The 22,661-nt window shown below is 62.5% G+C and carries 22 protein-coding genes; 12 read left to right on the top strand and 10 right to left on the bottom strand.

Annotated elements, in window-relative coordinates; genetic code table 11:
* Positions 1–75 precede the first annotated feature (75 nt).
* Positions 76–1,785 carry an urease subunit alpha gene (gene ureC / locus ACP2AV_RS09070; protein WP_426372356.1) on the top strand — a complete coding sequence of 570 codons (1,710 nt, stop codon included), beginning with the start codon at positions 76–78 and terminating at the stop codon, positions 1,783–1,785.
* A 14-nt stretch (positions 1,786–1,799) separates the two neighbouring features.
* Here the strand turns inward: ureC and ACP2AV_RS09065 are convergent, their stop codons facing one another.
* The gene (locus tag ACP2AV_RS09065; protein ID WP_426372355.1) at positions 1,800–2,144 is read right to left on the bottom strand and encodes a hypothetical protein; all 345 of its coding nucleotides are present in this window, start codon (positions 2,142–2,144) and stop codon (positions 1,800–1,802) included.
* Between the two features lie 74 nt (positions 2,145–2,218).
* Between ACP2AV_RS09065 and ACP2AV_RS09060 the strand changes: the two genes are divergently transcribed.
* The 3 genes from ACP2AV_RS09060 (at position 2,219) to ureG (ending at position 4,188) form a co-directional block, all read left to right on the top strand.
* Complete coding sequence (locus tag ACP2AV_RS09060; protein WP_426372354.1) at positions 2,219–2,761, top strand: urease accessory protein UreE; 543 nt, start codon at positions 2,219–2,221, stop codon at positions 2,759–2,761.
* Positions 2,712–3,380 (top strand): urease accessory protein UreF, encoded by a 669-nt coding sequence (locus ACP2AV_RS09055; protein ID WP_426372353.1) that lies wholly within the window; start codon positions 2,712–2,714, stop codon positions 3,378–3,380. Before ACP2AV_RS09060 ends, ACP2AV_RS09055 begins: the two co-directional genes overlap by 50 nt.
* A gap of 193 nt (positions 3,381–3,573) precedes the next feature.
* Positions 3,574–4,188: an urease accessory protein UreG gene (gene ureG / locus ACP2AV_RS09050; protein ID WP_426372352.1), complete on the top strand. Its 615-nt coding sequence runs from the start codon at positions 3,574–3,576 to the stop codon at positions 4,186–4,188.
* On the opposite strand, the gene ACP2AV_RS09045 is transcribed toward ureG, so the two are convergent.
* The 3 genes from ACP2AV_RS09045 to ACP2AV_RS09035 all read right to left on the bottom strand — a co-directional run bounded on the left by ACP2AV_RS09045 (position 4,181) and on the right by ACP2AV_RS09035 (position 7,742).
* Complete coding sequence (locus ACP2AV_RS09045) at positions 4,181–5,197, bottom strand: phosphoadenosine phosphosulfate reductase (protein ID WP_426372351.1); 1,017 nt, start codon at positions 5,195–5,197, stop codon at positions 4,181–4,183. The two genes, ureG and ACP2AV_RS09045, sit on opposite strands and share 8 nt — an antisense overlap.
* A 111-nt stretch (positions 5,198–5,308) precedes the next feature.
* Positions 5,309–6,349, bottom strand: coding sequence for a glycosyltransferase family 2 protein (locus ACP2AV_RS09040; protein ID WP_426372350.1), 1,041 nt, complete (start codon positions 6,347–6,349; stop codon positions 5,309–5,311).
* Positions 6,350–6,518: 169 nt separating this feature from the next.
* Positions 6,519–7,742, bottom strand: a complete 1,224-nt coding sequence (locus ACP2AV_RS09035) for an acyl-CoA dehydrogenase (RefSeq protein ID WP_426372484.1) — start codon at positions 7,740–7,742, stop codon at positions 6,519–6,521.
* Between the two features lie 220 nt (positions 7,743–7,962).
* On the opposite strand from ACP2AV_RS09035, the gene ACP2AV_RS09030 reads away from it, so the two are divergent.
* The 7 genes from ACP2AV_RS09030 to ACP2AV_RS09000 all read left to right on the top strand — a co-directional run bounded on the left by ACP2AV_RS09030 (position 7,963) and on the right by ACP2AV_RS09000 (position 16,589).
* The gene (locus tag ACP2AV_RS09030; protein WP_426372349.1) at positions 7,963–8,871 is read left to right on the top strand and encodes an AAA family ATPase; all 909 of its coding nucleotides are present in this window, start codon (positions 7,963–7,965) and stop codon (positions 8,869–8,871) included.
* Positions 8,872–8,963: 92 nt separating this feature from the next.
* Positions 8,964–10,247, top strand: a complete 1,284-nt coding sequence (locus ACP2AV_RS09025; protein WP_426372348.1) for a vWA domain-containing protein — start codon at positions 8,964–8,966, stop codon at positions 10,245–10,247.
* 310 nt (positions 10,248–10,557) lie between these two features.
* Positions 10,558–11,535 (top strand): XdhC family protein, encoded by a 978-nt coding sequence (locus ACP2AV_RS09020; RefSeq protein WP_426372347.1) that lies wholly within the window; start codon positions 10,558–10,560, stop codon positions 11,533–11,535.
* Positions 11,532–12,518: a molybdopterin-binding protein gene (locus tag ACP2AV_RS09015; protein ID WP_426372346.1), complete on the top strand. Its 987-nt coding sequence runs from the start codon at positions 11,532–11,534 to the stop codon at positions 12,516–12,518. The genes ACP2AV_RS09020 and ACP2AV_RS09015 overlap by 4 nt, the downstream gene beginning before the upstream one ends.
* 387 nt (positions 12,519–12,905) lie before the next feature.
* On the top strand, positions 12,906–13,388 hold the full coding sequence (locus ACP2AV_RS09010; protein ID WP_426372345.1) for a (2Fe-2S)-binding protein: 483 nt from the start codon (positions 12,906–12,908) through the stop codon (positions 13,386–13,388).
* Between the two features lie 38 nt (positions 13,389–13,426).
* Positions 13,427–15,790 carry a xanthine dehydrogenase family protein molybdopterin-binding subunit gene (locus tag ACP2AV_RS09005; protein WP_426372344.1) on the top strand — a complete coding sequence of 788 codons (2,364 nt, stop codon included), beginning with the start codon at positions 13,427–13,429 and terminating at the stop codon, positions 15,788–15,790.
* Between the two features lie 13 nt (positions 15,791–15,803).
* Positions 15,804–16,589, top strand: a complete 786-nt coding sequence (locus tag ACP2AV_RS09000; RefSeq protein ID WP_426372343.1) for an FAD binding domain-containing protein — start codon at positions 15,804–15,806, stop codon at positions 16,587–16,589.
* A gap of 117 nt (positions 16,590–16,706) precedes the next feature.
* On the opposite strand, the gene infC is transcribed toward ACP2AV_RS09000, so the two are convergent.
* Positions 16,707–17,264, bottom strand: coding sequence for a translation initiation factor IF-3 (gene infC, locus ACP2AV_RS08995; protein ID WP_426372342.1), 558 nt, complete (start codon positions 17,262–17,264; stop codon positions 16,707–16,709).
* Positions 17,265–17,443: 179 nt separating this feature from the next.
* Between infC and ACP2AV_RS08990 the strand changes: the two genes are divergently transcribed.
* Positions 17,444–18,415 (top strand): hypothetical protein, encoded by a 972-nt coding sequence (locus ACP2AV_RS08990; protein ID WP_426372341.1) that lies wholly within the window; start codon positions 17,444–17,446, stop codon positions 18,413–18,415.
* Between the two features lie 74 nt (positions 18,416–18,489).
* Here the strand turns inward: ACP2AV_RS08990 and ACP2AV_RS08985 are convergent, their stop codons facing one another.
* The 5 genes from ACP2AV_RS08985 to ACP2AV_RS08965 form a co-directional block, all read right to left on the bottom strand.
* Positions 18,490–19,326 (bottom strand): ferredoxin--NADP reductase, encoded by an 837-nt coding sequence (locus ACP2AV_RS08985; RefSeq protein WP_426372340.1) that lies wholly within the window; start codon positions 19,324–19,326, stop codon positions 18,490–18,492.
* 113 nt (positions 19,327–19,439) lie between these two features.
* Positions 19,440–19,844, bottom strand: coding sequence for a DUF934 domain-containing protein (locus ACP2AV_RS08980; protein ID WP_426372339.1), 405 nt, complete (start codon positions 19,842–19,844; stop codon positions 19,440–19,442).
* Positions 19,841–20,605 carry a phosphoadenylyl-sulfate reductase gene (locus ACP2AV_RS08975; RefSeq protein ID WP_426372338.1) on the bottom strand — a complete coding sequence of 255 codons (765 nt, stop codon included), beginning with the start codon at positions 20,603–20,605 and terminating at the stop codon, positions 19,841–19,843. The genes ACP2AV_RS08980 and ACP2AV_RS08975 overlap by 4 nt, the downstream gene beginning before the upstream one ends.
* Positions 20,595–22,265, bottom strand: coding sequence for a nitrite/sulfite reductase (locus tag ACP2AV_RS08970; protein ID WP_426372337.1), 1,671 nt, complete (start codon positions 22,263–22,265; stop codon positions 20,595–20,597). Before ACP2AV_RS08970 ends, ACP2AV_RS08975 begins: the two co-directional genes overlap by 11 nt.
* 1 nt (position 22,266) lies before the next feature.
* Positions 22,267–22,563: a DUF2849 domain-containing protein gene (locus tag ACP2AV_RS08965; protein WP_426372336.1), complete on the bottom strand. Its 297-nt coding sequence runs from the start codon at positions 22,561–22,563 to the stop codon at positions 22,267–22,269.
* Between the last annotated feature and the right edge of the window lie 98 nt (positions 22,564–22,661).

Below are 22,661 nucleotides of genomic sequence, written 5' to 3'. Positions count from 1 at the left end.
TTCCGCTCGCACCGCTGAACGAACACGCGGCCCTGGCCGCACACTGAATGCCGCACACTGAACAAAGGGACTGTCATGCCTGCAAAAATCTCTCGCGCGACATATGCCGATATGTACGGGCCGACCACGGGCGACCGGGTGCGTCTGGCCGATACCGATCTGATCATCGAGGTCGAGCGCGACCTGACCACCTATGGCGAAGAGGTGAAGTTTGGTGGCGGCAAGGTGATCCGCGACGGGATGGGGCAATCTCAGGTGACGCGGGCGGGCGGCGCGGTGGACACGGTGATCACCAATGCGCTGATTGTCGATGTAACCGGCATCTACAAGGCGGACGTGGGCCTGAAGGACGGGCAGATCGTGGGTATCGGCAAGGCCGGCAACCCCGACACCCAGCCCAATGTCGACATCATCGTGGGCCCGGGCACCGAAGTCATCGCGGGCGAAGGGCGTATCCTGACCGCCGGCGGCTTTGACAGCCACATCCATTTCATCTGCCCGCAACAGATCGAAGACGCCCTGCATTCGGGCATCACCACGATGCTGGGCGGGGGCACCGGCCCCGCGCATGGCACGCTGGCCACCACCTGTACGCCGGGGCCGTGGCATATCGGGCGCATGTTGCAGGCGCTGGATGCCTTTCCGATGAACTTCGGCATTGCCGGCAAGGGCAACGCCAGCCAGCCGGACGCGCTGGTCGAAATGGTGCGCGGCGGGGCCTGCGCGCTAAAACTGCACGAAGACTGGGGCACCACCCCCGGCGCCATAGACTGCTGCCTGTCCGTGGCCGACGACATGGACGTGCAGGTGATGATCCACACCGACACGCTGAACGAAAGCGGCTTTGTGGAAAACACCGTCAACGCCATAAAGGGGCGCACGATCCACGCGTTTCATACCGAAGGGGCCGGAGGCGGACACGCGCCCGACATCATCAAGGTGGTGGGCGAAGACCACGTGCTGCCATCTTCGACGAACCCGACGCGGCCCTACACGGTCAACACGCTTGAAGAACACCTGGATATGCTGATGGTCTGTCACCATCTGGATAAATCCATCCCCGAAGATGTGGCCTTTGCCGAAAGCCGCATCCGCAAGGAAACCATCGCGGCCGAAGATATCCTGCACGACATGGGCGCGTTTTCGATCATCGCGTCGGACAGTCAGGCCATGGGCCGGGTGGGCGAGGTGCTGATCCGCACCTGGCAGACGGCGGACAAGATGAAAAAACAACGGGGTCGGCTGGCGGACGAAAATGGCGATAATGATAATGTCCGCGTAAAACGCTATATTGCCAAGTACACGATCAACCCCGCCATCGCGCACGGCATGTCCAGGCACATCGGCAGCATAGAGGTCGGCAAGCGCGCCGATCTGGTGCTGTGGTCGCCGGCATTCTTCGGGGTCAAACCGGAAATGTCGCTGATCGGCGGCACGATTGTCATGGCGCAAATGGGCGATCCGAATGCGTCGATCCCGACACCGCAACCGGTCTATTCGCGCCCGATGTTCGGCGCCTTTGGCCGGTCGGTCGAACGCAGCGCGGTCACGTTTGTCAGCCATGCGGCGAACTCTGACTGTATTGCCCAAACGTTGGGCTTGGCGAAATCGACGCTGGCGGTGGAAAACACGCGCGGCATCGGCAAATCGTCGATGGTGATGAACGATGCGACACCGCAGATCGATGTGAACCCCGAAACTTATGAGGTCCGCGCAGACGGCGAATTACTAACCTGTGCGCCGGCCCGCGAACTGCCGATGGCGCAGCGCTATTTCATGTTCTGATGCAGACCGGCGTGTCAGGCACGGCGCGGTTCGATGCCCTCGCCATCACTATCGATATTCCAGCTGCCGGTGCGCGACAGGTCCAGAAACGCCCCGGTTTTTGGTTCAGTGCGCACTTCGGTCACGAAACGGGTGCGATAGTACAGCGGGTTTTCAAGAATCTCGCCTGGAAGGCGCGTGATGTCGAAAACTTCTTGTTCGGTCCGTTGTACGACCACGTCATGGGCGAAGCCTTCGAATCGTCCGGTTTCGTTTCCTTCGATGAACGCGGCCTTGAGCGCGGCTTCACGCGCGCGCAATTCGGCGATCCGCGCGCGAATACGGGCCAGCTCATCCGCCGGGGATCGATCCATGAACATGTGCACACTCCTTCCAACCAGGTCAGATCCATGTTGAACTGGAATCGTTTAAAAACCTTCAAAGTGGGGCTGAAATGACAGATTTACCTGTGTGCCAGGAAATTGCCCACGGGGCCGGCGGGGCGGGCGATACGCTGACCCTCGATTATGACGCGCGCATGCTGCGCCGCAAGCGTCTGACCACCGATCAAGGCCGTTCTTTCCTTGTGGATTTGCCGCGCACCACCTCGCTGGATGATGGCGATGCGTTGGTGCTGCCTGGTGGCGGGCACATCACCGTACGCGCGGCGCCCGAGCCGCTGCTGGAAATCACTGGCGATCTGCCGCGGCTGGCCTGGCACATCGGCAATCGTCACACGCCGTGCGAAGTGAACGCCGGCGCCTTGCGTATCCGCCATGATCCGGTGCTACGGCGCATGTTGGAACACCTGGGCGCCCAGATCACCGAAATCACTGCACCCTTCCGCCCCGAAGGCGGGGCCTATGGGCACGGGCGGACCATGGGGCATGATCACGGGCCTTTGCACGATCATGGACATCATCACGGCCAGGGTCACGATCACACGCATGTTCACGGACACGCCCACAGCCACGATCCGTCGCATGAGCACGGCTGACCTGCTGACGCTGACCCAATGGCTGTCGCCTGCCTTTCCGTTGGGCGCCTTTGCCTATTCGCATGGGCTGGAACAGGCGGTGGCCGCGGGCGAGGTGCGCGATGCCGACGGGTTACAGGGCTGGCTTCTGGATATCGTGCAATTGGGGGCAGGGCGCAACGATGCGGTGTTATTGTCAATGACCCACCGGGGCGCGGACGCCGCCGAAATGGCCGCGCTGGCGCGCGCCCTTGCCCCCACGCGCGAGCGGTGGGAAGAAACCTCTGCCCAAGGGCGCGCCTTTGCCGATACCGTGACGGCCATGGGTCACAGCGTAGCGCCAGCCGCGCTGCCCGTCGCGGTTGGGCAAGCCGCGCGCAGACTGTCGCTGGATACGGCGCAGGTCACGGCGCTTTACCTGCATGGCTTTGCCGCCAACCTTGTCAGTGCCGGGGTGCGGTTCATCCCGTTGGGCCAGACTGAGGGGCAGGTGACCCTGGGGGGCCTACACGGCGCGATTGACGATCTGGCCGCTTGGGCCGCGACGGCCGGGCGCGACGATCTGGGTGGGGCCACGATCCGTGCGGATCTGGGCGCGGCCTTGCATGAAACGATGGATGTCAGGATATTCCGGTCATGATCGGTGCGCTGGGCAATCGGGGGCCCCGGTTCGGCAGGGTTTCGGGGCGGGCTGTGGGCCGGTTGGCGCCTGCCGGGTCGGACATGCGATCCAGCGCTGACGCGCCATTGTGGCGGATCGATAACTGCTTTTTTGCGCCGGTTTACCCGGTCAACCCCATGATTTTTCTGACAACAACCCTGAGAGAACACCCATGACGTCCCCAAATGGCCCGCTGCGCGTGGGCATCGGCGGCCCGGTCGGCGCCGGCAAGACATCCCTGACCGAACAACTGTGCCGCGCCATGGCGCCGGACTATTCGCTGGCCGTGATCACCAACGATATCTACACCAGCGAAGACGCCGAATACCTGATGCGGGCGCAAGCCCTGCCGATCGAACGGATACGCGGCGTGGAGACCGGCGGGTGCCCGCACACGGCGATCCGCGAAGATGCATCGATCAACCTTGCCGCCGTCAGCGATCTGATCGCCGCGTTTCCCGATCTGGACGTGATCTTTATCGAAAGCGGGGGGGATAACCTGGCCGCGACCTTTTCGCCGGAACTGGCAGACCTGTCGATTTATGTCATCGATACGGCCGCAGGGCAGGATATTCCCCGCAAGAAAGGGCCGGGGGTGACGCGGTCGGATCTGCTGGTGGTCAACAAGGTCGATCTGGCCCCCTATGTCGGCGTGGACCGCGAGCAGCTGGAGCGCGACACCCAAGCGGCGCGCGCAGGGCGCGCTTATGTCATGGCCGGGGTGCGCACCGGGCAGGGCGTGCCCGACATCGTGCGCTTCGTGATCGAGCAGGGCGGGCTCAGCTGACGGGGGTGTCCGTTTCGGCCGGTACAAGCTCCATCGTCACGCCGGATTTCGCCAGGTTGCGCACGGCGGCATCGCCTGCGCGTCGAAAGCGCGGCGCGTTATGGGACCGGATGACATGGCGGGCCAAGAGCACGATGGCGCGGTTTTTTTCCGTTTCGATCAGCCGGTGCAGGTATTGGCGCATGACGGGAAGATAGTCGCGCCGCTTGGGGCGGTACATTTTCCAAAAGCTTTGCGCGCTGAGCGTACCATCGGCCGCGGCCTGCAGGGTCGGGTCGAGTAGATCCATTTGGGCCATCGCCAGGTCCACTCGCTGGCCGACAAAGCGCAGCGGCAGACGGGTGACATGGGGCCGGCGGAACAGGGCAGCATGGCTGGCGTCCAGATCCTGTTCGGGATCATAAAGCACAAACACCTGTTCGGCAGCGTCGACCATATCGGGCGCATAGGCGTAGCGGTCGCCAAGAAACCGGCGCCGATCACTGCGGTAGCGGTCGTCCCAGGGCACATCTCGGGCGTCCAGCGTGGCCTGGGGTTGCAGCAGAACAACGGTCGAACCGGGCGCCGTGACGGAAAAGGCCGCCGCCCCATAGCCGCAATCGCCAGCCCCGAAGAAAACGACGCGGTCGAAATCTTCGAAAAACGCTTCATCCACGAGCCGGTCGAAGTAGCCGATGACATGGTGATCGCGGAACCACGTGCGTTCATCCGCGAGAATGCACAGTTGCGACCAGCCGTATTTATCGGCCAGGGACCAGCCATAGGGCAAACCGTCGCCGTCCGCCTCCATGATGCGGGTGGTGGTTTCGAACGTCACCAAAAGGGTTGAGCCGCGATCGGTAAAAAGGGCCGTGTGCTCGGACCCCAGCTTTTCGCAATAGCCACGTTCTTCGGCCATGTCTTCAAGCGCGGCGTGCCAGCCTTCGCGGGTTAATTCGACAACGTCGTGGCTCACGGTGTCTTGGTTCACGGTGAACTCGGTTCCATCAGGCATAATGACCTCGACCATGGCAGCGCCCCCGTGCGTTTGTGGTGACATAAACGTAGTTCGGCGCCCAGATAGCTGCAACGTAGCGACCGCAGGTTAATCGGAAGAAAACAGATTGTTTCGTAAACGTGGTCAATCCCGGGTTCTGGCGGCGTTCTGTGCCGCCTGAATGATCATTTTAACCACAGAGGCGGGAATTTCGCGTGCTGGCGGGGTCATTGCCAGGCGCCCGAACAGCTGGCGGTAGCGCTCTTGTTGCATCAGGGTATGGAATCGGTCCCGCCGCCAGCGCACGGCGCCTGCGTGCAGATCGGCCAGTTCGTTGTCTGCGGCAAGGCGTGCCCAGATCGGATCGCGCATCGGTGTGATGGCGGCAATTGAATGATCCTCGGCGCTGGACCAGTTTCGTTCGCACCAATAGTCCATGCCCACAGGTTCATCGGCGCGGTTGGCCCGTCCGCGATCCAGCTTGACAATGTAGCTTTCCATCGCGCCCAGCGGATAGTGGTTCAGCTGGGCCAGAGCGTAGTTGTCCTGACCCGGCTGGGAAAATGGCCGGCCCTCATACATGTCGGGGCCAAGTTCGCGGCCCGCCCCGTCAAACCAGCGGGGGGTGGCGCCGGTGGCCATGGCGCGCGGGCGGTGCACGCCCAGCTTGGCGTAACTGCCGTCCAGCTTGAACAAGGTTTTGAACATTGACGCCCGCCATGGCCAGAGAAGCCGCTTGGGCGCAGCGCGGGTAAAGGTTTCGGTCACCGGCTTGTCGGTAAAACTGACCACGCCGGCGTTGCCGAATACGCGCCAGGTCAGGGGGATGGCCGTGGCCTGGGGCAGGGCGTTCAGCAGGGCTGTCAGCGTGTGGTTGCCCACGTGTACGTTCACGAATTCGTCCACGTCCATGACCATGGCCCAATCGGCAGCGTGCAGCGCAGGATGATCCGCCGCCGTTTTGAGCGCATCCCACTGGGGACCACGTTTATGCGGGCCGGGGTTGGGCACGTGGGTGATTTCGCCCATCGCCGCAAGCCGATCCAGCATGGCATCGGTGCCATCTGCGCAGTCATTGGAAAAGATCAGGAAATCGGTAAAGCCGACCGCTTTGTGATGGGCCAGCCATTCCAGCAGAAAGGCCCCTTCGTTGCGGACAGTCAAAATGGCAAGAAAGCGCGTCATGGCACAGTCTTGGCAGGCGGGCTGGCCAAGGTCAACGGCGCCGGCATGGTTTTGGTTTGACTGTCTCGGGCAGACCGCCGGCCGTGGGCGCTATGGCGTTGCAACCGGTCTTTCTGTCGGGGGCTATTGGTTGCCTGCGCCGGTCAGACCAGCGCAGGCGATCGGCAGATCAGAAGAACGCCTGCAACCCGGTTTGCGCCCGCCCCAGGATGAGCGCGTGCACGTCATGCGTGCCCTCATAGGTGTTTACCGTTTCCAGATTCACCATGTGGCGCATCACCTGGAATTCCTGGCTGATGCCGTTGCCGCCGTGCATGTCGCGGGCCATGCGCGCAATGTCCAGCGACTTGCCACAGTTGTTGCGCTTGACGATGGAAATCATCTCGGGCGCGGCCTTGGCCGCGTCCAGCAGTCGCCCGACGCGCAAGGATGCCTGAAGGCCCAGGGTGATTTCGGTCTGCATGTCGGCCAGTTTCTTCTGGAACAGCTGTGTCTGCGCCAACGGACGATTGAATTGCTTGCGATCCAGCCCGTATTGCCGGGCAGCGTGCCAGCAGAATTCGGCCGCCCCCAAGGCGCCCCAGCTAATGCCGTAGCGCGCGCGGTTCAGGCAACCGAACGGGCCCTTCAGCCCTTCGACGAATGGCAGCAGCGCATCCTCGCCCACCTCGACATTCTCAAGCACGATTTCGCCGGTCACACTGGCGCGCAGGCTCAGCTTGCCTTCGATCTTGGGGGCGCTGAGCCCCTTGGTGCCCTTGTCCAGGACGAACCCACGGATCTTGCCGCCATGCGCGTCGGACTTGGCCCAAACCACAAACACGTCGGCAATCGGCGCGTTCGAGATCCACATCTTGGCGCCGTTCAGCACATAGCCGCCGTCCGTCTTGGTCGCGCGTGTCTTCATTGCGCCCGGATCGCTGCCCGCATCGGGTTCGGTCAGGCCAAAACAGCCGATCAATTCGCCCGAGGCCAGGCCGGGCAGGTATTTCTGCCGCTGCTCCTCAGAGCCGTAAGCATAGATCGGGTACATCACCAGCGATGACTGCACCGACATCATCGAACGATACCCACTGTCCACGCGCTCGACCTCGCGGGCGGCAAGGCCATATGTCACGTAGTTTGCGCCAAGCCCGCCGTATTGCTCGGGCACGGTGATGCCCAACAGGCCCGCTTGTCCCATTTCGCGAAAGATGCCTGGTTCGACGGTTTCGTTGGCATAAGCTTCGGTCACGCGCGGCTGCAAGGTCGATTGGGCGAAGTCGCGCACGGCATCACGCAGCATACGCTCGTCCTCGCTCAGCTGGTCATCCAGCAACAGCGCGTCATCCCACTGAAAGCTTTCCAGGTCGGGTTTGCTATGCGGGGCCAACTTGGGCTGTGGTGCGTTCATCATGTCCTTCCGTGAAACATTGTTCCGCAAAAATTGTTCGGCGTCTTCTAGCGCCGCAGGTGGTTGTTCACAATAGCCTGCGGGCCACTCTGGGACTGTGAGCGGACTTGGCGAGGACTGTGCGCAGACTGGGCGCAGACTGGACGCAGCGGGCGCACGACTTTGGGATCACTTGACCGCGCCCGCCCAAGGTGCAGCAATGCACCCCAAGGAGACCTGCATGCAAAACCCTACCTCCATCGATGCTGTCCAGGAAATGCTGGCCGCACAGAACTATGTCTGCGGCCGCGCGCTGGCCACCGTGACCTTTCTGGCGCTGAAACTGGGCCGGCCGCTGTTCCTGGAAGGCGAGGCCGGCACTGGCAAGACCGAAATTGCCAAATCGATCGCCGCCGCCCTGGGCCGCCGCTTGATCCGTCTGCAATGCTATGAAGGTTTGGATGCGGCAAGCGCGGTCTATGAATGGAACTTCGCCGAACAGATGGTGGCGATCCGCACGGCAGAAGCTGCGGGGGGCGCCGACCGCGATGTTCTGAAGACAGAGCTGTTCACCGAAGAATACCTGATCGAGCGCCCTTTGTTGCAGGCCATGCGTCCGCAAGCGGGCGGCGCGCCCGTGTTGTTGATCGATGAATTGGACCGGACGGACGAGCCGTTCGAAGCCTTCCTTCTAGAGGCCCTGTCGGATTTCCAGGTCACGATCCCCGAACTTGGCACCATCCGGGCGCCCGAACCGCCCATCGTGATTCTGACATCGAACCGTACCCGCGAAGTGCACGACGCGCTCAAGCGCCGTTGCCTTTATCACTGGGTCGATTACCCCACCTTCGCGCGCGAAATCGAAATCTTGCACGCCCGCGCGCCCGAAGCGACTGAGACCCTGTCGCGCGAGGTTGTCGCCTTTGTCCAGAAACTGCGCACCGAGGATCTGTTCAAGAACCCTGGCGTCGCGGAAACCATCGACTGGGCGAAATGCCTGTTGGCGCTCGACGTGATTTCCCTGTCACCCGATGTGATCGCGGATACACTGGGCGCGATCCTGAAATACCAGGACGATATCGCAAAAATCCAGGGGGCCGAGGCCACGCGCCTGCTTGAAGAAGTGCGCGCCGAATCCGTGCCGGTATGATGTTTCGTCTTTCGACAAATTTCCCGCGCGCCGCCGCCCTGACAAAGGCCGGTGGCGGGTGCACTATTGATCAGCAGGCGCGCGGCTGAGGCATGGAATTTGCCGATCTCGATATCCCCGAAGACGGCAAGCTGGCACATAATATCGTGCATTTTGCACGGGCGCTGCGCGTGGCCGGGGTGCCGGTGGGGCCGGGCCGCGTGATCGATGCCATCCGCGCCGTCGAGGCCGCAGGGTTCACTGAAAGGCGCGATTTTTTTTACACGCTGCAGGCTTGTTTTGTCAGCCGCCCCGAACAGCGCCGGGTTTATGCGCAGCTCTTTCGGCTCTTTTGGCGCGACCCGCGCTACATGGAGCATATGATGTCGATGATGTTGCCGTCGGTGCGCGGGGTGCAAGAGGAAAAGGCGGCCGAAGCTGCCGAAAAACGCGCCACAGAGGCGCTTGTGGACGGCGCCAAGCCCGAGATGCCCGAGCGCGAAGAGCAAGACGGCGACGAGATCGAAATCGACGCCAGCGCCACCGCATCGGGCGACGAGTTGTTGCGCACGTTGGATTTCGAGCAGATGTCGAATGCCGAAATGGCCGAGGCAAAGCGCGTTCTGGCCAAGTTGGAACTGCCCGTTCCACCGATCAAATCCCGCCGGATGGAGTCGCGCCAGATCGGCCGGATTGCGCAGCGCGCCACGATTCGCAGCTCGATGCGCAAGGGGGGCGAAATCGTGCGGCTGGAAAAACAGGATCGGCGCGTGCGTTGGCCGAACCTGGTGGTTCTGTGCGATATTTCGGGATCGATGGCCACCTATAGCCGGATCATCCTGCATTTCGTGCATGCCGTGGCCAACCAGCAGGGGGCGGGATGGGCCAAGGTCCATGCTTTCACGTTCGGCACGCAACTGACCAACATCACCCGGCACCTGGCCACACGCGATGTCGATGCGGCGCTGAAATCCGTCGGCCACGAGGCGCAGGATTGGGAGGGCGGCACGCGCATCGGCCAGTGCCTGCACCAATTCAACCGCGACTGGTCGCGCCGTGTTCTGGGCCAGGCGGCCGTGGTCTTGTTGGTTACCGACGGGCTGGACCGCGACGACCCGGCCAACCTGGCGCGCGCGGCGGAACGGTTGCACCTGTCCTCGCGCAAGCTGATCTGGTTGAATCCGCTGATGCGCTTTGATGGGTTTGCGCCCAAGGCGCAAGGGATCCGGGCGCTGATGCCCCATGTGGACAGTTTTCGCGCCGGCCACAATATCGCGTCGCTCAGCGCGCTGGCGGCGGCCCTGTCGCGCCCCGATGACCGGGGCGAGCGCGACCGGATGATGGCCATGCTGCGCGCGGATGGTCCCGGATCAAGTGGAACAAATTTCCGCGCTTGACCCAGATCAATGGGCGCGACGCCGACTCACCCCATGATCACAGATGTGGATGGCACATGGCTTTCCGGTCAAACGCGGGCACGACAACTTCCCTGGTGCTCCCGTGCCAGACATTTCCCAGCTCCGGCGCTTGTGCGTTGGCACCGGAGATATCTTGCGCCGCAGGCCTTTTTCTTGGCAGGCGGCGCTTTTTTTGCGCATTTTTGGGCACCGTCGATAACGGCGCTGATCGCGCCATTCCCCTTACGACCATTTCCCGATTTGCATCCCGCGCCCACCCGGATCATTCTGCCCATCAAGGAGGGGCCACATGATCGACGTTCAACATGATCGCATTCCCGAAATCGCGCTGGAATGGCATCGCGCGGGCACGGGCGCGGCCTTGGCCACGGTGATCGAAACCTGGGGCAGCGCGCCGCGCCCGGTGGGCAGCCAGCTGGCCATTTCCGGGGACGGCCAGATCGAAGGCTCGGTGTCGGGCGGGTGTGTGGAAGGCGCGGTGGTGGTCGAAGCGATCGACGCGCTACAGGGCAATGGCGACCGGCTGATGCTGGAATTCGGTGTCAGCGACGACGAGGCGTTCGCCGTGGGATTGGCCTGTGGCGGGCGGATCCGCGTGATGGTTGAACCCATCGGTACCGCTCTGCCCGAAGACATGTTGGCCTCGCTTTGTGACGCCCGCGCCAAGCGCAGCCAGGTGGCCTATGTTCTGAACACCGAAACGGGCGCGCAGGCGCTGGCCACGCCGCCTGAGCACGCGGCGCGTTTTCGGATCGACAAATCGGGGTTCGAAGAAGACGGCGTTACCTTTGTGGGCGTGCACAATCCGCCCCTGCGCATGGTGGTGGTCGGGGCGGTGCATATTGCCCAGCCGTTGATGAAGATGGCGCGGCTGGCGGGCTATGATGCGACCCTGATCGACCCGCGCGAAGCATTCGGCGCGCCGGCGCGCTTTCCAGGCGAAACCATCAGCAATGACTGGCCAGACGAAGCCATGCGTGCCCATGGTCTGGACCCGCGCGTGGCGGTGGTGACGCTGACGCATGATCCGAAAATCGACGATCCGGCGATCATCGAGGCGCTGAAATCTGATGTGTTCTATCTGGGCTCGCTCGGGTCGACCCGCACTCATGCCAAGCGCGTGGCCCGCCTGAAGGAACAGGGCTTTGAAGACGACGACATCGCGCGCATTCATGCGCCCGTGGGATTGGATATTGGCGGGCGCAGTCCGGCGGAAATCGCGATCTCGATCATGGCGGAAATTACACAGAGGCTGCGCAAGGGATGATCTTCGCCGATTGCCCGCTGGACCAGGCCGAAGGCGCGATCCTGGCCCATTCGATCCCGCTGTGGGACACCCGCCTGCGCAAGGGCCTGGTGCTGGGCCCGTCCGAGATCGAGGCGCTGCGCGAGGCCGGGCTGGATACGGTCACTGTCGCGCGCCTTGAGACCCACGACGTAGGCGAGAACGACGCGGCCACGCGCGTGGCGCGGGCCATGGTGCCCGATCCATCCGAAGCCTTCGTGCGCGTCGGGCGGGCCAGCACCGGCCGGGTGAACATCCATGCGATCGGGCCGGGGGTGGCGGCGTTCGACGCGCAGGCAATCGCGCGCGCCAACCTGATTGATCCGATGATCACCGTCGCCACGGTGCCGCAATTCGCGCGCGTGTGGGACCGGGCGCTTTTGGCGACGGTCAAGATCATTTCCTACGGCGTGCCGCGCACATCGCTGCGCGAGGTCGAAGCGATTTTGGCCGACGCCTTTCGTGTGCGCCCGGTGATCATGCGCAGCGCCACGCTGATCGAAACGGTGATCGGGGACGGCGGCCCGACAAAGGGGGAGGCGGCAATTCGGGCACGGCTGGAGCGTATGGGGATGGATCTGTGCGAGGTTGTCCACGTCCCGCACGAGGTCAATCCGCTGGCCGCCGCCATTGCCGAAGCGCAAGGGGACATCGTGCTGGTGCTGACAGCCTCGGCCACGTCAGACCTGCGTGACACTGCGCCCGAAGCGCTGCGCCAGGCGGGCGGGCAGGTGACACGCTTTGGCATGCCGGTCGATCCCGGCAACCTGTTGTTCACGGGCGGGCTTGGCGCGGTTCCTGTGATCGGACTGCCCGGCTGCGCGCGATCGCCGGCGCTGAACGGGGCGGACTGGGTGCTGGAGCGGGTGGTCTGCGGGATCGACGTGACCGACCGCGACATCGCCGCGATGGGCGTGGGGGGATTGCTCAAGGAAATTCCACAGCGCGGCCGCCCGCGCGAATGACCCCTTGCGGCCGCCCGCGCGAATGACCCCGTGCGGCCGCCCGAGCGAATGATCCCGGGCGCACCGCGCAGGCGAATGGCGAACCCCGATACTGCCAGCCCTCCGAATACTGCCAGCCCCCGAATTTTCCTGACACCGCGCGACCGACCTCAAGCGACTGCGCCCGCACGACTGACCTTTCGCGACCGTCCCGTTGCGAAGGGCGCGCTCCGCATTTTGCGGCGATTGCCGCAGGCCATGCGCCTCTGTTTCGTCCAAAATCAGACCAAAGGACTATTTGGGCTGGGCGTGCGCGCTCACTAGGGTGAAGGCGAACCGGGCGCGCATGGGTGATCGTGTCGTCATACGCGTGTCGTCATGCGCTCGGGAATTTCAGGGAGGATACCAATGGCACAAGTGACCATCAACGTGAACGGCCGCCAGGTCAGCGGCGAGGTCGAGGGGCGTACGTTGCTCGTCGATTTTCTGCGTGGCAAGGGTATGACCGGGACCCATGTCGGCTGTGATACCAGCCAATGCGGCGCCTGCACCGTGCATGTGAATGGCGAAGCGGTGAAGAGCTGCTCGATCTTTGCGATCGAGGCAAACGGTCAGGATGTCAGCACGATCGAAGGCCAGGAGGCCGAGGACGGATCGCTCAACACGATCCAGCAGGCGTTTCAGGATCACCACGGGCTTCAGTGCGGTTTCTGCACCCCCGGTATGGTGATGGCGGCGGCCGATCTGCTGAAAAACAACCCCAAGCCGACCGAAGCCGATGTGCGCCACCATCTTGAAGGGAACATCTGCCGCTGCACGGGCTACCACAACATCGTGAAAGCCATCATGGCGGCGTCCGGTCAGGATGTCAGCCAGATCGCAGCGGAATAAGCGCCCCGGCGCACTCAATTTCTCAGGGAGGATACCCAATGCCCAAAGATGGTGGCATCGGCGCCAGTACCAAACGGCGCGAAGACGTAAGGTTCCTGACCGGCAAAGGCCGGTATACGGACGACATCAACCTGACCGGCCAGGCCTATGTGGTCTTTGTGCGCAGCCAGATCGCACATGGCACACTGACGAATGTGGATACATCCGACGCGGCCTCTATGCCCGGGGTGGTGCGCATTTTCACCGGGGCGGATTTCGAAGGCGTGGGCGGCATCCCCTGCGGCTGGCAAGTGACCGACAAGCATGGCGAGCCGATGCAAGAGCCGGTCCACCCGGTGATTGCCCAGGGCAAGGTGCGACATGTCGGTGAAATCGTCGCCGCCGTTGTGGCCGAAACCGAAGTCCAGGCCCGCGACGCGGCCGAAGCGGTGGTTGTCGACATTGACGAGCTGCCCGCCGTGGTCGACATGAAGAAAGCGGTGCAAGAGGGCGCGCCCAAGATCCACGACGATCTGAAGAACAACCTGTGTTTCGACTGGGGCTTTGTCGAAGAAAACAAGGCGGCCGTGGATGAGGCCATCGCCAACGCGGCCCATGTCACTACGCTGGAACTGGTCAACAACCGCCTTATCGCCAATCCGATGGAACCGCGCGTGGCGGTGGGCGATTACGCCCAGCATTCCGATGAAAGCACGCTGTTCACCACGTCGCAGAACCCGCATGTGATCCGTCTTTTGATGGGCGCATTCGTGCTGGGCATCCCCGAACACAAGCTGCGCGTGGTCGCCCCCGATGTGGGCGGAGGCTTTGGCACCAAGATCTTCCACTACGCCGAAGAAGCCTTTTGCACCTTTGCGGCCAAGCAACTCCGTCGCCCGGTCAAATGGACGTCGACCCGCTCGGAAGCCTTCATGTCGGACGCGCATGGCCGCGACCACGTGACCCGGATCGACCTGGCGCTGGATGCGGATAACAACTTTACCGCGCTGCGCTCGGAAACTTACGCCAACATGGGGGCCTATCTGTCCACCTTCGCGCCGTCCGTGCCGACGTGGTTGCATGGCACATTGCTGGCGGGCAACTACAAGACCCCGCTGATCTATACCAACGTCAAGGGGGTGTTCACCACCACGGTGCCGGTCGATGCCTATCGCGGTGCGGGCCGCCCTGAAGCGACGTATCAGGTCGAACGGGTGGTGGATAAAGCCGCGCGCGAACTGGGGGTCGATCCGATCGCCCTGCGGCGCCAGAACTTTATCACCGAATTCCCCTATGCCACCCCGGTGGCGGTGGAATACGACACCGGCGATTACGTCGCGACAATGGACAAGCTAGAGCAAATCGCGGACATCGCTGGCTTTGACAAGCGTCTTGCCGAAAGCAAAAAGCGCGGCAAGCTGCGCGGTCTGGGCATCAACTGCTATATCGAAGCCTGCGGTATTGCGCCGTCAAACCTTGCCGGGCAACTGGGCGCGCGTGCGGGGCTGTATGAATCGGCCACGGTTCGCGTGAACGCGACAGGCGGTCTGGTCGTCATGACCGGCTCGCACAGCCACGGGCAAGGGCACGAGACGTCTTTCCCGCAGGTGATCGCCGAAATGATCGGGATCGACGCCGACCAGGTTGAAATCGTGCATGGCGATACCGCCAATACCCCGATGGGTATGGGCACCTATGGGTCGCGCTCGCTGGCGGTGGGGGGGTCGGCCATGGTTCGGGCGACCGAAAAGATCATCAACAAGGCCAAAAAGATCGCAGCTCACCTGTTGGAAGCTGCCGATGCGGATATCGAATTGAAAGATGGCGCGTTCAGCGTGGCCGGCACTGACAAGTCGGTGGCCTGGGGCGATGTGTGTATGGCCGCCTATGTACCGCACAACTATCCGCTGGAAGACATCGAACCGGGGCTGGAAGAAACGGCCTTTTACGATCCGTCCAACTTCACCTACCCGTCGGGCGCCTACTGCTGCGAGGTTGAATTGGACCCCGACACCGGCAAGGTGACCATCGAAAGCTTTGCCGCCGCCGATGACTTCGGCAACGTGGTGAACCCGATGATCGTATCGGGGCAGGTGCATGGCGGCATCGCGCAAGGCGTGGGTCAGGCCCTGCTGGAAGGCGCGGTCTATGACGAAAATGGCCAGCTTCTGACAGGGTCGTATATGGACTATGCCATGCCGCGCGCCAGCGATGTGCCGTTCTATCGGGTCGATCATTCGTGTCAGACGCCGTGCACGCACAACCCGCTGGGTGTGAAGGGCTGCGGCGAAGCCGGGGCCATCGGATCGCCGCCCGCTGTGGTCAACGCGGTGGTTGACGCCTTGCAACGCGCTGGCAAGGATATCACCCATATCGACATGCCGCTGTCGCCTTCGCGCGTCTGGCAAGCGATGAATTCCTGAGGAGGACCTGAAGATGTATAATTTCGACTTGGAACAACCCTCCTCTGTGGCGGGCGCAGTGGACGCCCTGAAAACCGAGGACGCCCAGGCCCTGGGCGGCGGGCAAACCCTGATCCCGACGCTGAAAGCGCGCCTGGCCAGCCCCAGCAAGCTGGTGTCGCTGAGCGCAATCGCCGACATCAAGGGCATTCGTCAGGATGGCGACACGCTGTCGATCGGCGGCGGCACGCGGCACGTGGATGTGGCCAAAGGGGCGGGGGCCTATCCGGCTCTGGCCGCGCTGGCGGGCAACATCGGCGATCCGGCGGTGCGCAATCGCGGCACGATCGGTGGCAGCCTGGCCAATAACGACCCATCGGCCTGTTACCCGTCGGCGGCGCTGGCCAGCGGCGCGACCATTGTGACCAACGCGCGGGAAATCGCGGCCGATGACTACTTCCAGGGCATGTTTACCACCGCTTTGGACGAAGGCGAGATCATCACCGCCGTCAAGTTTCCCATCCCGCAAAAGGCCAACTATCAAAAGTTTGAACAGCCCGCCTCGCGCTTTGCGCTGGTCGGGGTGTTCGTGGCCAAATACGCGGATGGAGTGCGCGTGGCGGTCACGGGCGCATCGAATGATGGCGTGTTTCGCTGGACCGAAGCCGAAGGTGCCCTGTCATCCGATTTCTCGGCCGATGCGATTTCGGGTCTGTCCGCGCCGGACGCGTCGGACATGATCGCCGACATGCACGGCACGGGCGAATACCGCGCCCATCTGGTCAAGGTGCTGACCGGTCGGGCTGTCGCGGCGGCCTGATGCGGGCGCCACGATAAAATGATGCCGCGGGGTGATACCCCGCGGCGGTTTAAGCGCTTTTGATGCATAAAAAAACGGGGCCCGCGGGGCCCCGTTTCATTTGTCTGTCCGGACCGGTCACTTGTTCGGAAGGGGACCGATCATCATGATCATCTGGCGGCCTTCCATCTTCGGCATGTTTTCGACCTTGCCGATTTCCTTGGTGTCCTCGGCTACGCGTTCCAGCAGCCGGCGGCCCAGATCCTGGTGGGCCATCTCGCGACCGCGAAAGCGCAAGGTCACCTTGACCTTGTCTCCGCCTTCCAAAAACTTGAACACGTTGCGCATCTTGACTTCATAGTCATGCTGATCCGTGTTCGGGCGGAATTTGACTTCCTTGATCTCGATGGTCTTCTGCTTTTTGCGCGCTTCGCTTTCGCGCTTTTGCTGTTCATACTTGAACTTGCCGAAGTCCATGATCTTGCAGACCGGCGGGGTCGCGTTGGGCGAGATTTCCACAAGGTCCAACCCGACCTCGTTCGCCATCTCCAACGCCCGTGCTGGGGTCACCACACCGGCATTTTCGCCATCGGCGCCGATCAGACGTATTTCAGGGGCCCTGATGCGATCATTGACACGAGGGCCGGTATCGCGGGTTGGCGGGGCATTGTGCGGTCTGCGGGCTATGGCGGGCATCCTTCGGTAATTGACTATTTGGCGCTGGAAAATAGGGCCGAACGGGCGGTGATTCAACCGGATAGTGGCGTGATACCGCAGAAAAACATATTCCCCGTAACTGGCTCTTTCATTCCACAGGTCTAAGTGACATGTAAACGCCGGGCCTGAAAGGCCGTTGAATTTACGAGGGAACTCTAATGAACAAGACATGGATCATCGTTTTGCTTCTGGTTGCTGCAGGTTTGGGCGGGGCATATTACGTCACCCAACAGAACCCGGACGCAGTGGCAGACATGACCGAAGCAGCTTCGGATGCGGCAAATTCGGTCGCCGACAGCGCTGAAAACGCCGCAACTGCGGCTGGCGATGCTGCGACTTCGGTGGCCGATGGCGCGGCGCAAGTGGCCACGGACGCCGTCGAGGCCGCACAAGACGCCGCCAATGCCGCGGCCGACACCGCCGCCGAGGCTGCCGATACGGCCGCCCAAGCAGCGTCAGATGCCGCCGACGCGGTTGTCGAAGGTGCAGCGGACGCTGCCGAAGCGGCCGCCGACACCGCCCAAGACGCCGCTGAAACCGCCGCCGAAGCGGCCACGGACGCCGCTGACGCTGCGGTTGACGCAGCCGGTGATGCGGCCGATGCCGCCACCGATATGGCAACCGACGCAGCCGAAGGGGCCGTTGACGCGGCCGAGGACGCTGTCGACGCTGCTGGCGACGCCGCAGACTCGGCGGCGGATGCGGCGTCTTCCGCGGCAGATGCTGCGATGGACACCGCCACGGATGCTGCCGATGCGGCTGGCGATACGGCTTCGGATGCGGTTGACGCGGCCGATGATGCCGTCGATGCCGCAACGCAGAGTGCCGCGGACGTCGCCGACGAGGTCGCCGAGGACGCTGCAGATGTGGGCGCCGAAGCGGCGTCGGAAGCTGCAGATGTCGCCGATGCCTCAGGCGATGCCGCCGCTGAAGCTGCGGCCGAGCTGGACCCGGCGACCCTTCTGACGGTCGAAAATTTCGATCTCGAGAAAGTGCGCCCGCTGGTCGAAGAGTCGTCGCTGGAAAGCAGCGAAAAAGAGACGATCCTGACGGCGCTGGACCGGGTCAAGGATAACCCAGACCTGTTGGGGCCTGTGCTGGACCGTCTTAAACTGCTGATGGGCATGTAAGCCTTCTGGCCATGACAAATGAAAGCGCCGCGTGATCCTGTCACGCGGCGCTTTTTTGTTCCGATCGCAGTTACTTAATCGACGAACGCTTTTTCGACCACGTATTCGCGCGGTTCGGAATTGGCGCCTTCGCGCAACCCGAAATCGTTCAGAATCGCCATGATATCCTTGTTGAAGCCCAGATTGCCGCACACCATGGCGCGATCATGTTCGGGATCGATCGGGTCGATGCCCAGATCCGTGAACACCTTGCCGGATTTCAGGTTGTCGGTCACGCGGCCCATGTGGTGGTACTCTTCGCGCGTGGTGGTCGGGTAATAGCGCAGCTTGCCGCCTTCGATTTCGCTCAGGATTTCGTCGGATTTGATGTGTTCGATCAACTGACGGCCATATTCCAGCTCGCCCACCTCGCGGCAGGTGTGCATCAGAATGACCTCGTCGAATTTTTCGTAAACCTCGGGATCGCGCATGAGCGAGGCAAAGGGCGCAATCCCTGTGCCGGTCGCGAACATCCACAGCCGTTTGCCGGGCAAAAGCGCATCGACCACCAGTGTGCCCACCGGCTTGGGGCGCAGGATGATCTGGTCACCGGGCTGAATATGCTGCAGCCGGCTGGTCAGCGGGCCGTCAGGCACCTTGATCGAATAGAACTCCAGCTCCTGGTCCCAGTTGGGCGAGGCGATGGAATAGGCCCGCAGCAGCGGTTTGACCTTGCCCGTCTTGGGGTCCGGATCGCCCATCAAGCCAATCATCACGAATTCTCCCGACCGAAAGCGCAAGCTTTGCGGACGTTCCACCCGGAAAGAAAACAGACGGTCTGTCCAATGTTTGACCGACAGAACGGTCGCGGCATCGGGCAGGGTGGGGACGGCTTTTACGGGCGCTTCGGTCACGGGTGCTTGCTCATTCATTGCGTGTTTCGGGCATTGCGTGTTTGGGCCATTGCTTGGTTAGGGCAGGGCGTGTTTCGGGCCGCGATGGGCCGCTACTGGGCATCACATGTAAAGAATAGAATGTATGGGGTCTAGCCGCGCATCCGCGACTGATAGTCATGGGCGCTGTGATCGGCCCGGAACAGCCATTGCTCTTGCGGTTGGCGGGCGGCCAGATCGTCGTCGATCTCGACCTCGTCAAAGCCGGCGCGCCGGGCCATGGTATATTGGTCAGCGATCACGTGGCCCCGGGCGCGCAGGCGCCCGGTGAAGCCTGCCAGCCGTAACAGGCGCGCCAGTGTGAAACCACGCCCGTCACTGAACGAGGGAAAAGAAATGGCGACAGCCTGCGCGCTGTTGGCGATTTCGGTCAACCGGTCATGCGGCGTGTCGGGCGCGAGCACCAGTGCCGGCGCATCAGGGGTGTCTTCGTAGGGCACAAAGGTGCCGTTGAAATCATCGGCGGCAAACCCGGTGTCGGTCACGATAACGCTCATGCGGCGTCTCCTTTCGGCAGCGGCCCGCGGACGATTTTTCCGTCGACGAAGTGAATGCCGCATTCTTCTTTTTGCGTTCCGCGCCAACGGCCTGCGCGTTCATCTTCACCCGGCTTGACGGGTGACGTGCACGGCGCACATCCGATCGACGGGTAGCCCTGGGCCACCAGCGGATGCCGCGGCAGGCGGTTGTTGGTCATGTAGTCCTGAACGTCCTGTTTTTCCCAGTGGGCCAGCGGGTTGACCTTGATGCGGATGTCGGCCTCGTTCTCGAAAAAATCCAGCGCCGTGCGCTGGCCGCCCTGAAAGCGTTTGCGCCCGGTGATCCAGCTGTGGAACGGTGTCAGCGCATCTTGCAAGGTTTCGGTCTTGCGCAGATCGCAGCATGCATCCTGATCCCGCTGATGCAAGGTGCCGTCGGGATCGACCGTGGCCAAGCGCGCCGCGTTCGGCGTGATCCGGCGAAGGTCTTTCAGATCCAGCTTTTCGGCCAGAGCCTGCTGATATTGCAGGGTTTCGGGAAACAGCATCTGTGTGTCGATGAACAGCACCGGCGTTTGCGGCGCCATGACCGCCACCATGTGCAGCAGCACCACGGATTCGGCCCCAAATGACGACACCAGCGCAATATCACCAACCTGTTCGTCGGCGAAGGCGCGTTCCAGAACCGAGGTCGCCGAATGGTGACGATACCGCGCGTTCAGCGCCGCCACACGTTCGTCCACGCTCTCGCCGCGGTATTGAACGGCTTCAAGCGGCATTGGCACGCTCCTCTTTTGGCGGGTAGAGAGCTTCTTTGAATGGATCCATCCCGACCCGGCGGTAGGTTTGCAAGAAGGTTTCTTCCGCATCCTCGCGCAGCTTCATGTAGGCCCCGATCAGACGTTCGATGGCCGGCACGATTTCATCATAAGCAAAGCCCGGCCCGGTGCGCGTGCCGATCACGGCGGTTTCGGTGCCATCACCGCCCAGCGTGATCTGGTAGTTTTCCACGCCCGCGCGGTCCAGACCCAGAATGCCGATATGGCCCACGTGGTGATGACCGCAGGCGTTGATGCAACCGGAAATCTTGATCTTCAGCTCGCCGATTTCATGTTCGAGTTTCAGTTCTTCAAACCGCTTGGCGATGCCTTGTGCAACGGGGATGGCGCGCGCCGTTGCCAGGGCGCAGTAGTCCATGCCGGGGCAAGCGATGATGTCGCTGACCAGCCCGATGTTGGCCGTGGCAAGGTCGGCGGCGCGCAGGGCGGCATAGACCGCCGGCAGATCGGACTTGTGCACATGGGGCAGGATCACGTTCTGCTCGTGGCTGATGCGCAGTTCGTCATGGCCGTATTTGCGGGCCAGTTCCGCCATCACGCGCATTTGCGCGGCCGTTGCGTCGCCCGGCGTTTCGCCCGGCTTTTTCAGCGAAATTGTCGCGATTGCGTACCCTTCGGCCTTGTGCACAGCCAGGTTCTGGTCGGCCCAGGCGCGGAACAGCGGATCGGTGCCGTAGGCCGCGTCGAAGGCGTCGGTCGGGCGATTGACCCAGGCGGGCGGGGCGAAGGCTTTGGTGATTTCGGCCAGATAGTCCTGGTCGATGCCGCTGAAGGTCGGCTTGATCGCGGCAAAGCGTTCATCAACAAGCCGGCGGTATTCGTCCAGACCGTTTTCGTGCACGGTGATCTTGACGCGGGCCTTGAACTTGTTGTCGCGCCGACCCAGCAGGTTCCACACCGACACAATGGCTTCGACGTAGGGCAGCAGATCGTCCAAAGGCACGAACTCTGAGATGGTTTTGCCGATCATGGGGGTTCGGCCCAGACCACCGCCGATGATAACTTCGGCGCCGGTCTGACCCGCTTGCTCTTTCAGGATCAGCCCGATGTCATGCGCCCGCGTCACGGCGCGGTCTGCCTGGGATGCGGTGACAGCGATCTTGAACTTGCGGGGCAGGAACTGGAATTCGGGGTGATCGGTCGACCATTGGCGCAGCAGTTCGGCCACCGGGCGGGGGTCCATCACCTCGTCCGGGGTGGCGCCTGCGAAATGGTCCGAGGTGACGTTGCGGATGGTGTTTCCGCTGGTCTGTGTGGCGTGCATTTCCACGTCGGCCAGATCGGACAGAATCTTGGGCACGTCGGCCAGTTTGGGCCAATTGTACTGGATGTTCTGGCGGGTGGTGAAATGGCCGTAACCCTTGTCGTAGGTTTCGGCGATATGGGCCAGCTGATCCATCTGGGTGCTGTTCAACGTGCCGTATGGGATAGCCACGCGCAACATATAAGCGTGAAGCTGCAGGTACAGGCCGTTCATCAGACGCAGGGGGCGGAATTCTTCTTCGGTCAGCGATCCGTCGATGCGGCGGGCGACCTGTTGGGAAAACTGCTCAACGCGCGTGCGGACAAAGGCTTCGTCGAAATCGTTATAGCGGTACATTTCAGACCTCTGCCTGTTTGCCGTGGAAATAGTTGGATGGGCCGGTGGCGCGGAATTCCTCGCGAAAATGCGTAGGTTCAGGGCCGTCTTCGCCCGGGGCGGCGTCCTTGAGTTCGGCGCCAACCACATGAAGATCGGCCATGGCCTGGGCCAGTTTGGCCTCGGCCTGGTCCTGATCGGCGAAAAGAGCGGCCTGGGCGTGGCTGCGGGTCCAGTCGCCATTGGCGTCCAGGTAAATCACGTCGCCCAGCAACAGATCGTTCGCTGTCACGACTTTGGGTGTAAATGCGCGTGCCATGGTGTTTCCCCGGGTGTGCGTTTCAGGGTTCAATATAGAACAATGTTCCGGTAAATCGGACCCGTGCCAGAGAATAAGGAACGTATGTTCTGCAGGGC

This window comes from Aliiroseovarius sp. PTFE2010 (assembly GCF_049943335.1).
GTDB lineage: Bacteria > Pseudomonadota > Alphaproteobacteria > Rhodobacterales > Rhodobacteraceae > JBNFVY01.
The sequence above is the reverse complement of the archived record's forward strand: the minus strand, read 5'-3'. Positions and strand labels throughout refer to the sequence as shown.

Bases quoted from the DNA above. Each gene is read 5' to 3' on its own strand.
- ureC (WP_426372356.1), top strand. From the start codon at position 76: ATGCCTGCAAAAATCTCTCGCGCGACATATGCCGATATGTACGGGCCG.
- ACP2AV_RS09065 (WP_426372355.1), bottom strand. From the start codon at position 2,144: ATGTTCATGGATCGATCCCCGGCGGATGAGCTGGCCCGTATTCGCGCG.
- ACP2AV_RS09060 (WP_426372354.1), top strand. From the start codon at position 2,219: ATGACAGATTTACCTGTGTGCCAGGAAATTGCCCACGGGGCCGGCGGG.
- ACP2AV_RS09055 (WP_426372353.1), top strand. From the start codon at position 2,712: ATGTTCACGGACACGCCCACAGCCACGATCCGTCGCATGAGCACGGCT.
- ureG (WP_426372352.1), top strand. From the start codon at position 3,574: ATGACGTCCCCAAATGGCCCGCTGCGCGTGGGCATCGGCGGCCCGGTC.
- ACP2AV_RS09045 (WP_426372351.1), bottom strand. From the start codon at position 5,197: ATGGTCGAGGTCATTATGCCTGATGGAACCGAGTTCACCGTGAACCAA.
- ACP2AV_RS09040 (WP_426372350.1), bottom strand. From the start codon at position 6,349: ATGACGCGCTTTCTTGCCATTTTGACTGTCCGCAACGAAGGGGCCTTT.
- ACP2AV_RS09035 (WP_426372484.1), bottom strand. From the start codon at position 7,742: ATGAACGCACCACAGCCCAAGTTGGCCCCGCATAGCAAACCCGACCTG.
- ACP2AV_RS09030 (WP_426372349.1), top strand. From the start codon at position 7,963: ATGCAAAACCCTACCTCCATCGATGCTGTCCAGGAAATGCTGGCCGCA.
- ACP2AV_RS09025 (WP_426372348.1), top strand. From the start codon at position 8,964: ATGGAATTTGCCGATCTCGATATCCCCGAAGACGGCAAGCTGGCACAT.
- ACP2AV_RS09020 (WP_426372347.1), top strand. From the start codon at position 10,558: ATGATCGACGTTCAACATGATCGCATTCCCGAAATCGCGCTGGAATGG.
- ACP2AV_RS09015 (WP_426372346.1), top strand. From the start codon at position 11,532: ATGATCTTCGCCGATTGCCCGCTGGACCAGGCCGAAGGCGCGATCCTG.
- ACP2AV_RS09010 (WP_426372345.1), top strand. From the start codon at position 12,906: ATGGCACAAGTGACCATCAACGTGAACGGCCGCCAGGTCAGCGGCGAG.
- ACP2AV_RS09005 (WP_426372344.1), top strand. From the start codon at position 13,427: ATGCCCAAAGATGGTGGCATCGGCGCCAGTACCAAACGGCGCGAAGAC.
- ACP2AV_RS09000 (WP_426372343.1), top strand. From the start codon at position 15,804: ATGTATAATTTCGACTTGGAACAACCCTCCTCTGTGGCGGGCGCAGTG.
- infC (WP_426372342.1), bottom strand. From the start codon at position 17,264: ATGCCCGCCATAGCCCGCAGACCGCACAATGCCCCGCCAACCCGCGAT.
- ACP2AV_RS08990 (WP_426372341.1), top strand. From the start codon at position 17,444: ATGAACAAGACATGGATCATCGTTTTGCTTCTGGTTGCTGCAGGTTTG.
- ACP2AV_RS08985 (WP_426372340.1), bottom strand. From the start codon at position 19,326: ATGAATGAGCAAGCACCCGTGACCGAAGCGCCCGTAAAAGCCGTCCCC.
- ACP2AV_RS08980 (WP_426372339.1), bottom strand. From the start codon at position 19,844: ATGAGCGTTATCGTGACCGACACCGGGTTTGCCGCCGATGATTTCAAC.
- ACP2AV_RS08975 (WP_426372338.1), bottom strand. From the start codon at position 20,605: ATGCCGCTTGAAGCCGTTCAATACCGCGGCGAGAGCGTGGACGAACGT.
- ACP2AV_RS08970 (WP_426372337.1), bottom strand. From the start codon at position 22,265: ATGTACCGCTATAACGATTTCGACGAAGCCTTTGTCCGCACGCGCGTT.
- ACP2AV_RS08965 (WP_426372336.1), bottom strand. From the start codon at position 22,563: ATGGCACGCGCATTTACACCCAAAGTCGTGACAGCGAACGATCTGTTG.